The 14,151-nt window shown below is 65.5% G+C and carries 8 protein-coding genes; 3 read left to right on the top strand and 5 right to left on the bottom strand.

The genetic code is table 11. The features are described 5' to 3' along the window. Positions 1-9 precede the first annotated feature (9 nt). The 3 genes from AC1DYM_RS01155 to AC1DYM_RS01145 form a co-directional block, all read right to left on the bottom strand. Positions 10-1,776, bottom strand: coding sequence for an autotransporter assembly complex protein TamA (locus tag AC1DYM_RS01155; RefSeq protein ID WP_477335138.1), 1,767 nt, complete (start codon positions 1,774-1,776; stop codon positions 10-12). A gap of 147 nt (positions 1,777-1,923) precedes the next feature. After that, positions 1,924-4,560: a glycosyltransferase gene (locus tag AC1DYM_RS01150; RefSeq protein WP_477335136.1), complete on the bottom strand. Its 2,637-nt coding sequence runs from the start codon at positions 4,558-4,560 to the stop codon at positions 1,924-1,926. A gap of 274 nt (positions 4,561-4,834) precedes the next feature. After that, on the bottom strand, positions 4,835-5,302 hold the full coding sequence (locus AC1DYM_RS01145; protein ID WP_063573606.1) for a Dps family protein: 468 nt from the start codon (positions 5,300-5,302) through the stop codon (positions 4,835-4,837). Positions 5,303-5,420: 118 nt separating this feature from the next. Between AC1DYM_RS01145 and hrpA the strand changes: the two genes are divergently transcribed. After that, positions 5,421-9,323, top strand: a complete 3,903-nt coding sequence (gene hrpA / locus AC1DYM_RS01140; RefSeq protein WP_477335134.1) for an ATP-dependent RNA helicase HrpA — start codon at positions 5,421-5,423, stop codon at positions 9,321-9,323. Continuing rightward, positions 9,320-11,452: a RelA/SpoT family protein gene (locus tag AC1DYM_RS01135; protein WP_477335132.1), complete on the top strand. Its 2,133-nt coding sequence runs from the start codon at positions 9,320-9,322 to the stop codon at positions 11,450-11,452. The genes hrpA and AC1DYM_RS01135 overlap by 4 nt, the downstream gene beginning before the upstream one ends. Before the next feature lie 123 nt (positions 11,453-11,575). On the opposite strand, the gene AC1DYM_RS01130 is transcribed toward AC1DYM_RS01135, so the two are convergent. Together AC1DYM_RS01130 and proC are read right to left on the bottom strand one after the other, a co-directional pair. After that, on the bottom strand, positions 11,576-12,154 hold the full coding sequence (locus AC1DYM_RS01130) for a YggT family protein (RefSeq protein WP_477335130.1): 579 nt from the start codon (positions 12,152-12,154) through the stop codon (positions 11,576-11,578). Further along, complete coding sequence (gene proC / locus AC1DYM_RS01125; RefSeq protein WP_477335128.1) at positions 12,151-12,975, bottom strand: pyrroline-5-carboxylate reductase; 825 nt, start codon at positions 12,973-12,975, stop codon at positions 12,151-12,153. The genes AC1DYM_RS01130 and proC overlap by 4 nt, the downstream gene beginning before the upstream one ends. A gap of 115 nt (positions 12,976-13,090) precedes the next feature. On the opposite strand from proC, the gene AC1DYM_RS01120 reads away from it, so the two are divergent. Continuing rightward, on the top strand, positions 13,091-14,128 hold the full coding sequence (locus AC1DYM_RS01120; RefSeq protein WP_325467664.1) for a type IV pilus twitching motility protein PilT: 1,038 nt from the start codon (positions 13,091-13,093) through the stop codon (positions 14,126-14,128). The last annotated feature ends 23 nt before the right edge of the window (positions 14,129-14,151 follow it).

The raw sequence follows: 14,151 nt of genomic DNA, 5'->3' as shown, positions 1-14,151 counted from the left end.
CGGTGCTCCTCACAAGTCGGGCCCGATGACGACGTGCAGGTGGATACCGTGCGACTCCTTGTTCCCTACCGGTACGGCAAGGTCGGCGCGGATCATGCCGACCGGTGAGAGCCAGCGCACGCCCAGGCCGGTGCCGACCAGTGGCTTGTAGTCAGTGCCGGCGAAGGCGTTACCCGCATCGACGAAGGCGGCCATGCCCCAGTTACGCGTGAAGTAATGCTCCACCTCGGTACTGCCGACGAGCAGGTTTTCACCGCCGATCACCCGGCCGTACGAGTTCTTCGGGCCGATGCTTTCGAAGTCGTAACCGCGCACGGAGCGGTCGCCACCGGCGAAGAAACGCAGCTGCGGCGGCAAGGCGCTGAAGTCGTCGGTCCAGATCTTGCCCGCGGTGCCACGGAGGATCAGGCGATTGCGTCCCCAGAACGACTGGATCCACTTCGCGTCGCCCATCAGCTCGGAGAAGCGTGCATCGGAGAGCAGGGTGCCGGCAGTGCTGCGCGCGGTGAGTGTGAGCGACCAGCCGCTGCGCACGAAGGTCGGGTTGTCACCCTTCTTCCGGCTCAAGGTGAGTTCCGGGTAGAGCAGGGTGCTCTGGCCGTGATCCAGGCCGAGGGCGTTATCCCCTTCGCCGCCGCGTTTGCCGACGGTGAACGTGCCTGACAGGACATTGATGCCGATCGTTCGTGTCCAGCCGTGCCACAGCCGCGTTTCATTGGCGACGAGCTGGATCGTGCGCGATTTCGAGGTGACCGTGTTGGCGTCGCGGTAGTTCGCGCCGAAATTGAAACTGCGCTGGTTCGGACCGGGCATGGGAATCTGGTACAGCGTGGAAATGGTCTTCAGCCGTTGCGCGACGACGAGTTCGTTCTTCCACTTGTGACCTCGATCGTTCACCCAGCGCTTCTCGATGCCGCCGCGCAGGCCGGCGCCGGTATCGGTGCCGAAGAACGGGCCGCCGGTATAGATGGTGCGCTTGGCCGGTGCCAGTTCCACGTTGATGTCGATCGTGCCGTCCTTCGCGTTGTCCGTGTCGGGCATGACATTGACCACGGCGAAGTAATCGGCGCCGTTGAGTGCCTGCTGCAGGTCGAGCAACTGGTTCTGCGAGAAGTAGTCGCCACTCTTGAATGGTACGTAGCGATCGAGGAAGCCGTCGCGGAACTGCGAGTTCTCGAAGTGGATCGTGCCGTAGCGGTAGCGTTTGCCCGTCTCCCAGGCCAGCTCGACAGTGGCGCTGTGTTCGGCGCGGTTCACCTCGACACGATGGGTGACTAGCTTGGCATCGAGAAAGCCCGTCGCCGTGAGCGCGCCGCTGACGGCATCACGCGCCGCGTCGTACTGGCCGTCGTTGAGCGTCTTGTCCTTGAGCCCGTTGACGCCGCGCATGGCACGGGCGATGGGCTGCAGCTTGGCAGCCTCCTTGTCCAGGCTGACGTTGACGGTCTTCACGGTAACTGGCGTGCCGGGTACGACGTGGAGGGACACCTGCCAGTCATTGCCGACCTGCTTGATGTCGCCGGTAGCGGTCGCTTCGTAGTAGCCGTAAGGCCGGAGCGCAGCCTGCACCTGGTCGGGGGCGTTGTCGTAGAGCCGCCGGATCTGCGCTGCGGTGGCATCACGCTTGGCGTACTGACTCAGTTCGACGCCGGCAACGACGGCGTTTTTCAGGGTTTCATCGACGCCATCCACGGTGACGACAACGCCGGCATGGGCGAGGCAGGGCAGGAGGAACCACGGCAGAAGCAGCAGTCCATGGCGTCTGGTTCGGCGCATGAGCATCCCGTTCCGGTCGTGATCCAACGCCGTGAGGTACGGCGGCGAGCGGGGACACCTCCGGCATCCCCTGACATCAGGTCTTGGCGTAACTTACCGCGCAAGGCGTGCAGGGTCGATACACAAACGTGAACGACCCCCGGTGGTTCAGCCCGCTTCGTCACCCGCGGTGTGGGCAATCCATGCGCCGACCAGGGCCGACACATAAGGAATGGACTGCGCCGTGAGGATGAACATCCACAGCATGCTCTCCACGTAGCTCGTGCCGTAGTGCATCGCCATGCCGATCACCGCGCAGAGCAGGGCGATCGCCATGAGCCCTTCCTCACGGACCGGGGCAAAAGCGGCAAAACTGCTGCCACCCATGCGACGGCTCTTCGCGGTGACCACGAAGGCGGTCTTTTCGCGTGTCAGGCCATGCAGGATGCCGCGTGCGATGGCGTGCGACAGGCCCATGCTGGCCACCGAGGCCATGATGGTGTCGTACCAGCCGCAGGGGACACGGGCGCGATACAGCACGAAGCCGAAGATCGCCTTGGCGAAGAAGAACCCGATCACCGGGATCAGGAACAACTGCATCGGCAGGTTGAAGTACTGCGGCGCGTAGATCATGCCGGCGGTCCACAGCAGGCCCATCATCGTGAAGATGAAGTGCAGCGCGTCCGCGAACCAGCTGAACCAGCCCGTGAGGAAGTGGAAGCGTTGTCCGGCGGAGAGCGGGCCCTTGCGGGTCATCCAGCTCCAGCGGCCCTTGAGGATCTGCATGGCACCGAAGGCCCAGCGATAGCGCTGGCTCTTGTACGCCTTGAAGTCGGCAGGGGTCAGGCCCTTGCCCATCAGTTCGTCCACGTAGACCAGCTCGTAGCCGGCGTGCATGAGGCGCAGGCCGAGCTCGGCATCTTCGCAGATCGTCCATTCGGACCAGCCGCCCGTGCCTTCCAGCGCCGAGCGACGGACCATGGTCATGGTGCCGTGCTGGATGATCGCGTTGCGCTCGTTGCGATGGTGCATGCCGATGCGGAAGAAGCCGTCGTATTCCCACGCGGTCATGCGACGGAAACGGTTGTTCTCGAACTCGCGGTGGGCCTGCGGGCACTGCACCACGGCCACCTTGGCATCATGGAAATAGCCGGTGAGCGCGGCCAGCCAGTCCTCGCGGACCTCGTAGTCGGCATCGATCACGGCGACCACCTCGGCACGCTCGTCCGTGGCGGTGAGGCCGAAGTTCAGCGCGCCGGCCTTGTAGCCGGGCCAGGGTTCGAGATGGAAGAAGCGGAACTTGGGACCGAGCTGTTCGCAGTACGCCTTCACCGGCTCCCAAACCGCCGGATCCTTGGTGTTGTTATCCAGCACCAGGACTTCGAAGTTCTCGTAGTTCAGGCGGGCCAGCGAATCCAGCGTGATCTGGACCATCTCCGGCGGCTCGTTGTGGCAGGCCAGGTGGATGGACACGAACGGCTGCTTCTCGACCGGATCGTACGGCAGCATGCCGGCGTGACGGATCCATTCGCGGCGCCAGAGCACTTCGGTGAATTCGAAGCCGTTGATCAGCAGGATCGCCAGGATCGCGATCTGCGCAGGGAACAGCAGGATCAACATGGCCCAGTCGAACGGGCTCAGGTAGAAGTTGAAGGGCAGGGTGGCCGACCAGACGATCAGGCCGCAGGCCAACTGCAGCAGGGCCATGAAGAAAAGCCGGCCCATCAGTTTGAAGCGGCGGAAGCGGCTGCCGAACCAGACCATGGGGAAGAAAGCCAGCGCCGAGGCGGCGAACGCCTTCCACGGCCAGCTTGTGTCTTCGGTGACCGGACCCTTGAACGGGAATTTCAGCTGGCGGTCGGCGTTGAACATGCCCCAGTACGCGCCGGTGCGGCCTTCGCCCAGGTTTTCCTTCCACGGCTGGTCGATGGCTTCGAGGACGTAGTAGTCGTCGATGCCCTTGCGCTTGGCCATGTTGAAGAAGTCGCGCAGGAAGATCGCTTCATTGGAAACGGTCGGGTAGGCGTACTGGAAGCGGTCGCCGTTGGACGGCCAGCCGATCTCGCCGATAACGATGTGCTTGCCCGGGAAGCGATGCTGGAGGGCCTGGAAGCTGCCATCGCTGTCCTTGCTGCCGTCGGCGTCGCGCGTGCCGATCGAGTCGGGCACGGCGTCCTTGCGGTCGATACCGTTCCAGTAAGGGAACAGGTGGACCGTGATGAAATCGACATGGTCGGCCAGTTCCGGGTTCTGCATCCAGACATGGAACGGTTCGGCGATGGAGACCGGCTGGCGGACGGCGGCGCGCACGCGATCGAGGTAAGCCATCATCTGTTCGGGCTTGAGATCGCCGCGGAACAGCGTTTCGTTTCCGACAATCACTCGCGAGATCGTCTTCGGATAGCGATGGGCCTGGGCGATCAGTGCGTCGATCTCCCGCTCGTTGTTCTCCAGACGGGTGTCGATGTTGGCGCCAGCCAGGACGTCCAGGCCTTCCTTGTCGGCCAGGCGGATCGTCTGCGGGTTTTCCAGCATCGAGTAGGTTCGGATGCGCGGCGAATAACGACGTACCAGGTGCAGGTCGCTGGCGATCTCCGGGTCGGTGGAGAAGTCGCCCTTCATCGGATTCTGGTAGCGCTGGTAGGCCGTGAAGGCGAAACCGGAGATCGGGCCGTTCCAGTCGTCCGGGCCGCGCGGGATGTTGCCCAGGAACCACAGGCCCACGTTGAGGCCCGCGACTAGGACCGCCAGCAGCAGCGCGGTGAGGATCGGATGGCTTCGTTCGGTCGTGGTAACAGCGCTCAAAAACAATCCCCGGACCGGTCGGCCCCCAAGTGGCATCAAGTGAGGTAACCGGGGGAGCTTAACGAACGTGGCGGACAGGCTCAACGCATTGCAGCATGGCCGGTCAGGGGGAACTCAGAGAGCAAGGCTTTCACACGGGACGCTCGGGCCCTTGTAGGAGCCGATTCATCGGCGATTGTGGGAGCCGCTTCAGCGGCGATCCCGCGGCAGCGGGCGGGGATGCGGCGAGCACCCGATCGCCGATGAATCGGCTCCTACCCGGAGCGAGGAGCTCTTACTTCAGCAGCGAACGGAGCATCCAGGCGGTCTTCTCGTGGTCCTTCAGGCGACCGGTGACCATGTCGGCGGTGCCTTCGTCTCCGGCGGCCTCGGCACCCTTGATGGTGTCGCGGGCCGTGGCGGCGGCGATTTCATGGCCTTCGACCAGCTGGGCCACCATATCCTTCCACTCCGGCACGCCGGCTTCTTCCTTGATCGAGGTCAGCTTGCCGAACTGGCTGTACGAGCCCGGTGCGAACACGTCGAGGATGCGGATGCGCTCGGCCACTTCGTCGGCAGCCAGCCAGAGGGCGTTGTACTGCACCTCGAACATGGCGTGCAGGCTGTTGAACTGCGGCCCCGTCACGTTCCAATGGAAATTATGCGTCTTCAGATAGAGCGAATACGTGTCCGCGAGGAGCTTGGACAGGTGCTTCGCGACCGCTTCCCGGTCTTTCTTGGCGATGCCGATATCGATGGCCATGGTGCGACTCTCCTTGGTTTTTTTCTTGCTTGAAGCGAAATCTTAACGGGCGGCACGGTGCACGTGAAATGAAACGTTCCGATGCTGTCGATAGACGCACGCTATTATTGGCGTTCCCATGAGTACCTCGACAAGCCCCACACGACACCCCGCCCCGGATCCGCGCCTGCGTGAGCTGCGTGAGGCGCTCGGCCAGGTCACCAGCCGCGACTTCGGCCGCCTGTCCGGCCGCTGGCGCGCGCTCTCGCGTAAGCCGGACGCGGCGAAGATCGAGGCGCTGGGCAAGGACATCGCCGCCTCGGTGGCCCGCCGCGCGGCGCGTGCGGCGTCCAAGCCGCCCATCACCGTGGATGCCTCGCTGCCGATCGCCGCACGGGCCGAGGACATCATCAAGCTGATTCGCGAGAACCAGGTGGTGGTGCTCGCCGGTGAGACGGGCTCGGGCAAGACCACGCAGTTGCCCAAGCTATGCCTGGCCGCGGGTCGTGGCGAGGCCGGCCTGATCGGCTGCACCCAGCCCCGTCGGCTCGCCGCGCGCTCGGTGGCCACCCGTGTCGCGGAGGAACTGGGCACGCCGCTGGGTGACAAGGTCGGCTTCCAGGTCCGCTTCACCGAAAAGGTCTCGGACCAGGCGCTGGTCAAGTTCATGACCGACGGCATCCTGCTGGCCGAGACCCAGTCCGATCCCTGGTTGTCGGCCTACGACACGATCATCATCGACGAGGCGCACGAGCGCAGCCTCAACATCGACTTCCTGCTCGGCTACCTCAAGCGGCTCGCCCAGCGCCGGCCCGAGCTGAAGATCATCGTCACCTCGGCGACGATCGACACCGAACGTTTCGCCGCGCATTTTGGCGATGCGCCCGTGGTCGAGGTGGAAGGCCGGACCTACCCGGTCGAAACGCGCTATCGCCCACCGGGCGAGCGTGGCGAGGGTAATGTCGCCCAGATGATCGCCGACGCCATGGACGAGATCACGCGTGAAGACCCGCGCGGCGATGTCCTGGTGTTCCTGCCCGGCGAGCGTGAGATCCGCGATACCCACCTTCTTCTTTCGCGCAAGCAATACCGGGAAACCGAGGTGCTGGCGCTCTACGCACGGCTCTCGGCCAACGAGCAGGACCGCGTGTTCAAGCCGGGGACGAAGCGCCGCATCGTGCTGGCCACCAACGTCGCCGAGACCTCCCTCACGGTGCCGCGCATCCGCTACGTGATCGATCCCGGCACGGCGCGGGTGAAGCGTTACAGCCAGCGCAGCCAGCTGGAACGCCTTCACATCGAGCCGATCTCGCAGGCGGCGGCCAACCAGCGCAAGGGCCGTTGCGGCCGTATCGGTCCGGGCATTTGTTACAGGCTTTATGACGAAGCGGATTTCAACCTGCGTCCGGCCTTCACCGATCCGGAGCTGCTGAGGTCCTCGCTCGCCAATGTCATCCTGCGCATGCTCGCGCTGGACCTGGGCGACGTGGATGATTTCCCCTTCCTGGAAGCCCCGGACCCGCGCGTCGTCGCGGACGGCTACCGCCGCCTCGCTGAAATCGGCGCGATCGACGACACCCAGCGCCTGACGCCAATCGGTCGCACCGTCGCGCGCTTGCCGATCGACGTACAGTTGGCGCGCATGCTGGTGGAGGCGCGGCGGCTGGGCGGCCTGTCCGAGCTGCTGACCATCGTGGCGTTCATGAGCATCCAGGATCCGCGTGAGCGTCCGCCGGAGGCTCGCGGGCAGGCGGATGCGGCCCATGCACAGTTCGCCGATCCCAAGTCGGATTTCATCGGTGTGCTGAACCTGTGGCGCGCGCATGGCGACGCGGCCGAGGAACTCACCTCGTCCAAGCTTCGCGACTGGTGCTCGCGGCACTTCCTCAGCTTCATGCGCATGCGCGAGTGGCGCGAGCTGCACCGTCAGCTGGTCCTGGTCACGCGTGATCTGGACTGGGGCAGCAAGGCCCCGCCCACGGCGGCCGCACTGGAAGGGGACGCCCAGTTCGAGGCGATCCATCGCAGCGTGCTCGCCGGTTTGCCGACCCAGGTTGGCCACAAGGACGAGAAGGGTGTTTTCCGCGGCACCCGTGAACGTCGCTTCCAGGTGTTCCCCGGTTCCGCGCTGGCCAAGGCACCGCCGGCCTGGCTGTTTGCCGGACAGATCATCGATATCGGCGGGCGCGTGTGGGCGATGATGTGTGCCCGCGTCGACCCTGCGTGGATCGAATCGCAGGCCAGTCATCTCGTGCGCGCCACGGCGCGCGACGCGCACTGGTCGCGCAAGCGCGGCACGGTGATCGCCTATGAGCAGGTCACCCTGTTCGGGCTGGTGCTCGTCGAACGTCGCCCGGTCACGTTCCACAAGCAGGATCCGCGACTGGCCCACGAGATCTTCGTGCGCGAGGCGCTGATCCGTGCCGATATCGACAGTCGCGCCGATTTCGTCCGCGCCAATGCCCGCGTGCTCGAGCAGGCCCACGACATCGAGGCCAAGCAGCGCCGTGCCGGCCTGCTGCGTTCGGACGAGGAACTGTCCGCCTTCTTCGACGGCAAGCTGCCCGAGGAGATCGCCGATGTGCGGGGGCTCGACGCGTGGTTCCGCAAGGCGTCGCCCGGCGAACAGGCTGCCTTGCGCTGGACGCTTGCCGATGTCATGGACAGCGGTACCGGCCTCGATCCGAAGGCCTTCCCGGCGTCGCTCGATATCGACCAGCATCGCTACCGGCTGGAATATCGCTTCGTCCCGGGCGATCCGGCTGACGGCGTCACCATCCAGGTCCCGCTGGCCTTCCTCAATGCGCTGCCGATCGCGCGGGGCGAGTGGCTGGTCGGTGGCCTCGTGGTCGACAAGGTTGCCGAACTGATTCGCGCCTTGCCCAAGGCGTTGCGTCGCAACTTCGTTCCCGCCCCCGACTTTGCGCGCGCGTTCGCCGAGGCGGAGGCGCCGCGTGATGAGCCGCTGGCGAAGGCGCTGGCGCGTTTCCTCAAGCGCGCGACCGGTGTCGATGTCGATCCGGCGGCCTTCGGGGCTGCGGAATTGCCGCCGCATCTGCTCATGCGTTACCGCATTCACGACGAAAACGGCCGGACGCTTGCGGAAGGCCGGGATTTGGCGGCGATCCGTGCCAGCTGGGAGGGCAAGGCCCGTGAAGCGTTCTCGCGCAAGACGGATGTCGAACTCACGCGTGAGGACATCGTCGCCTGGGACTTCGAATCGATCCCGAAGGAGGTTCGCTCCGAGGGCGGGCTGACCGCGTATCCCGCGCTGGTCGACCTCGGCGAGGCGGTCGCGCTGCGCGTCTTCGAACGTGCCGATGAAGCGGCCGAGGCGCATGTGGGCGGCGTGGAGCGCCTGCTCCGGCAGGCGCTGGCCCCCGAGTTCAAGCGTGCACGACGCCAGCTGCCGATCGCCAACCCGCTCTCGCTGAAGTACGCGCCGATGGGTAGCGTCGAGGGCTTGCGCGAGGATCTGGTCGAGGGCGGCTTCAGCGACCTGATCGCCGATCGCCGCCTGGATGCGCGGACCCAGGGCGAGTTCGAGGCGCTGCACGTCCAACTCGGCCGTGAACTGTTCGGCGCCGCGATGGCCCGGCAGAAGCTCGCCGAGCCGATCATCGAGGCCCAGGCCGAGCTGAAACCGTGGATGGATCCGCCGCTGATGGGCTTTGCCAAGGCCAGCTACGACGACCTGCGCGAGCAACTGGCGGGCCTGCTTATGCCGGGTTTCCTGCGTGAACTGCCGACCGCGCGCCTGGCCCACCTGCCGCGCTACCTCAAGGCGATGCGCCTGCGCGGCGAACGCCTCCGGCAGGACCCGGCGCGCGACCAGTCGCGTATGCTGCAGGTGCTGCCTTACTGGCGCGCATTGCTCAATGCGGGGGGTACCGCCCTGGATGCGGTGGTCTGGAGCGAACTGCGCTGGTTGCTGGAGGAATGGCGCGTGTCGCTGTTCGCGCAGGAGCTGAAGACCGCCGAACCCGTGTCGGCCAAACGTCTTGCCCGCGCGTTGGAAGTGGCCCAGGCAGCGCAACGATGACCACCCGGAAGGACGACGCGACGATGAGCGAGCTGCGTTCCCCCGATGCCAAGTCGACGGCGATGCCGCTGACCCAGCGTGCGCGCGAGGCCTGCGCCTTGTTGCCCGTGGCAGCGCGCGCCGAAGCGGAGACCGTCATCGAGCTGCTGCGCCTGCTCGGCTGCGACGACGAAACCTGCGCATCGGCCCTGTGGTTCTCGCTGCTCAACGGCTTGCCAGGCGCCGCCGACGAGGCGGCCAAAACCTGGCCGGCGTCGCTACGCCGACTGATCGACGGGCAGGGCGAAGCCGAGAAGGTCTGGGCGCTGCATGCCCAGCGCGGTCCGGTCGGTGGCGCCGAAGGATTGCGGCGCCTCCTGCTGGCGATCATCCGCGATCTGCGTGTGGTCTTTGTCCTACTGGCCCGACAGCTGGCGGCGATGCGTACGGCCATGGCCCTGCCGGACCACGAACGCCGCGAGCTCGCCCAGCTCACCTCCGATATCCATGCGCCCCTGGCCAACCGGCTCGGCATCTGGCAGCTCAAGTGGGAGCTGGAAGATCTCGCCTTCCGCTACCTCGAGCCCGATACCTACCGGCGTATCGCGCGCCTGCTCGATGAACGCCGCGCGGATCGCGAGACCTTCATCGCATCTAGCCTGGCCACCTTGCGCAGCACGCTGGAGGGCGCGGGCGTGCACGCGGAGTTGGCGGGACGGCCCAAGCACATCTTCTCCATCTGGAAGAAGATGAAGAAAAAGGGGCTGGAATTCTCCGACCTCTACGACATTCGTGCGGTTCGCATCCTCGTCGACAGCGTGGCCGATTGCTACGCCGCGCTCGGCCTGGTGCACAGCTTGTGGCCGCATCTGCCCGGCGAGTTCGACGACTATGTGGCGCGACCGAAAGGCAACGGCTATCGCTCGCTGCATACGGCGGTGATGGGCCCGGCGGGGAAGACGCTCGAAGTACAGATCCGCACGCACGAGATGCATCGCGCCAACGAACTCGGTGTGGCCGCGCACTGGCGCTACAAGGAAGGCGGCGGTGCCGATGCCGAGTTCGAGGCGAAGATCGCCTGGATGCGCAAGCTGCTCGAGCCGCGCGGCGAGGATGAAGCGGAGCTCGCGGCCGGTTTTGAAACCGAGCTGATGGAAGACCGCGTCTACGTGCTCTCGCCCAAGGGCGAAGTGATCGACATGCCGCGCGGCGCCACCGTGCTCGACTTTGCTTACCACATCCATACCGAGGTCGGGCATCGCTGCCGCGGCGCCAAGGTCAACGGTCGCATCGTGCCGCTGACCACGCAGCCGCGCAGTGGCGACACCATCGAGATCCTCACCACGAAGAGTTCCGAGCCGAGCCGCGACTGGCTCTCCTCGCATCACGGCTACCTCAATACCTCGCGTGCGAAGGAGAAGGTGCGGGCCTGGTTCCGGCGTACCGCGCACGATGCCAACATCGTGGCCGGCAAGGCGGCGCTCGAAAAGGAACTGCGCAAGCTGGCGCTGGATGATGTGGACCTGGCGAAACTGGCCGCGCACTTCCGCCTCAAGGGCGTCGAGGAGCTCTTCGTCACCATCGCACTGGGCGAAGTCTCGCTCGGCCAGATCGCGCGCTCGCTGCAGGAGCCGGTCGAACACGAGATCACCCAGTCGGGTAACCCCGTCGCCTCGCGCGCCGCACAGCATGACCGCGGCGCGCTTTCCATCGAGGGCGTCGGCAACCTGCTCACCACGCTGGCGCGGTGCTGCCAGCCGCTGCCTGGGGACCCGGTGCGCGGGTTCATCACCCGGGGGCGCGGCGTGTCGGTCCATCGGGCCGACTGCGCCAGCCTGTCGCGTCTTGCCCGGAAGAACCCCGAACGGGTGATCGATGTGAGCTGGGGCAGGGTCGAAGTGCAGAACTACGAGATCGACATCGAGCTCCGCGGGTACGACCGCAAGGGCCTGCAGAAAGACGTGGCGACCACGATCAGCAATACGGGGCCGCACATCGTCGCGTCCTCGAGCCGCGTGCACGTGAAAACGGGCGAAGTCGAGATGCGCTTCACGCTGCGGGTGAAGGACTACGAGCAGCTGTCGATGCTGCTGGGTCGGCTGGGCGCGCTGCCGAACGTGACCGACGCCCGCCGCCTCGGCGGCCGGTGATAGGTCATCCCATTCACGGGAAGCGGCTCTTTGTGGGAGCCGCTTCAGCGGCGAAAGGGTGCTTGCCTCACCCTGGCCCGCTGCCGCGGGATCGCCGATAAATCGGCTCCCACAGGCGGGTGACTACAGCCCGCCGAGCATCATCGCCTTGCCCCAATCCACGATTGGCGCGGCGATCAGCATGCGCGCCAGGATCAGCCCGAGGATCACCACCGTCGGCGAGAAATCCAGCCCGCCCAGGGTCATGCGGCCGCGCAGCGGACGCACCAGCGGATCGGCCAGGCTGGTGACCAGGCGCGCGGCAGGGTGGTAGCGATCGGTCGAAAGCATGCTCATCAGCGACCAGGCGAAGACCAGCACGACCCAGGTCAGCAGGAAGAAGTCGAGTGTCTCGCCGAGGCTGACGATGACCAGCCCGACCACGTTGGGCAGGATGCCGGCCATGGCCACGATCAGCAGCCACTTCACGCATTCCAGCAGGAAGACGACCAGCAGCGCACCGGTGTTCACCCGCCGCACGCTGGGCAGCACCTTGCGCACGGGGCGCAGGACCGGGTTGGTGAAGCGGTAAATGAATTGGCAGATCGGGTTGTTGAAGTCCGCGCGGAAGGCCTCGGCCAGCAGGCGCAGCACGAAGAGGGTGACGAGGGCCCCGAAAATGAAATCCAGGATCAGGGAGCCCGCGTTGGTCAGGTAGTTCACGTGTTCGATTCCATGTCTTCGGAAAGTTCAAAGCCGCGGCGGCGTGCCGCATCGACGGCGCGGGCCACGATGGCATTGAAGTGGTCGTTGCGAAAGCTGTCCAACGCCGCCTGGGTGGTCCCGTTCGGCGAGGTGACCCGCTGACGCAGCGTGGCGGCGCTTTCGCCGCTTTCGATCAGCATACGACCCGCGCCGAGGGCGGTTTGTGCCGCCAGCGCGCGTGCGGTCTCGCGGGAAAGACCTTGAGAAAATGCCGCGTTCTCGAGGGCTTCGACCATCAGGAAGAAGTAGGCCGGGCCGCTGCCGGAGAGAGCGGTCACCGTATCGAGCTGGTCTTCCTCGGGTACCCACACGGTCAGGCCGGCGGCGTCGAGCACGTGCTGGGCCTCGGCACGCTGCGGCGCGCTGACCCGGCCGTTGGCGAACAGGGCCGTCGCTCCGGCACCGATCATGGCGGGGGTGTTGGGCATGCAGCGGACCACGGGCAGGGCGCCGTCCAGCCAGCGCTCGATCTGGGCTATGCGGATGCCCGCGGCGATCGAGATGATCACCGGCCGGTATTTCTGCACCACCGGGCGCAGGGTCCGGCAGACGTCCGCCATCATCTGTGGTTTGACCGCCAGGACGAGGATGGCGGCGCCTTCGGCGGCATCGAGGTTGTTGGTATAGGTCGCCACGCCGTATTCGCGCGAAAGCTCCTGCAGGGCCTCGGCGCGTGGTTCGGCCACGGCGATACCGCCCGGCTGGGCGCCATGGCGGATCATGCCGGCGATCAGCGCCGTGGCCATGTTCCCGCCGCCAATGAAGGCGATCCGATTCATGCGGTGTCCGCTCCGTACGCGACGTCTTTCACAGTCATCGAAGCATATATGGTGCCGCGCCTTGCCGCCGACTCCCGGGCGTGTTTACCTATGCCCACAAAGATAGGGGACCCTAATGGATATCGCCGAACTCCTTGCCTTCTCCGTGAAGAACAAGGCCTCCGACCTGCACCTCTCCGCGGGACTCCCGCCGATGATCCGCGTCGACGGCGACGTGCGCCGGATCAATATCCCGGCCCTGGAGCACAAACAGGTCCATTCGCTGATCTACGACATCATGTCGGACAAGCAGCGGCGCGACTTCGAAGAGTTCCTGGAGACCGACTTCTCCTTTGAGATTCCGGGCCTGGCGCGCTTTCGAGTCAACGCCTTCAACCACAATCGTGGCGCCGGCGGCGTGTTCCGTACCATTCCGTCCGAAGTGCTCACCCTGGAAGACCTCGGTGCGCCGAAGATCTTCCGTGAGCTGATCGAGCAGCCCCAGGGCCTGATCCTGGTCACCGGCCCGACCGGCTCGGGCAAGTCGACCACGCTCGCGGCCATGGTCGACCACATCAACAAGAACGAATACGGCCATCTCCTCACCGTCGAGGACCCGATCGAATTCGTCCACACGTCGCAGAAGTGCCTGGTCAACCAGCGCGAAGTCCATCGCGATACCCATGGCTTCAACGAAGCCCTGCGCTCCGCGCTCCGTGAAGATCCGGACTACATCCTGGTCGGCGAGCTTCGCGACCTGGAAACCATCCGCCTGGCCCTGACCGCGGCGGAAACCGGCCATCTGGTGTTCGGCACCCTGCATACCTCGTCGGCCGCCAAGACCATCGACCGCATCATCGACGTGTTTCCCGCTGGCGAAAAGCCGATGGTTCGCTCGATGCTGTCCGAATCGCTGCGCGCGGTCATCTCCCAGTCCTTGCTGAAGAAGGTCGGCGGTGGCCGCATCGCCGCCCACGAGATCATGACCGGCATCCCTGCGATCCGTAACCTGATCCGCGAGGACAAGGTCGCCCAGATGTACTCGGCGATCCAGACGGGTCAGCAGTACGGCATGCAGACCCTGGACCAGAACCTCCTCGATCTCGTCAAGCGCGGCCTGATCACCCGCCAGGAAGGATTGATGTACGCCAAGAACAAGGAAAGCTTCCGTTAAGCGCTTTCGCCGGCCGCCCCTGC

This window comes from Luteibacter sp. P1_D3 (assembly GCF_056406135.1).
This window is presented reverse-complemented; position numbering and strand designations above follow the sequence as displayed.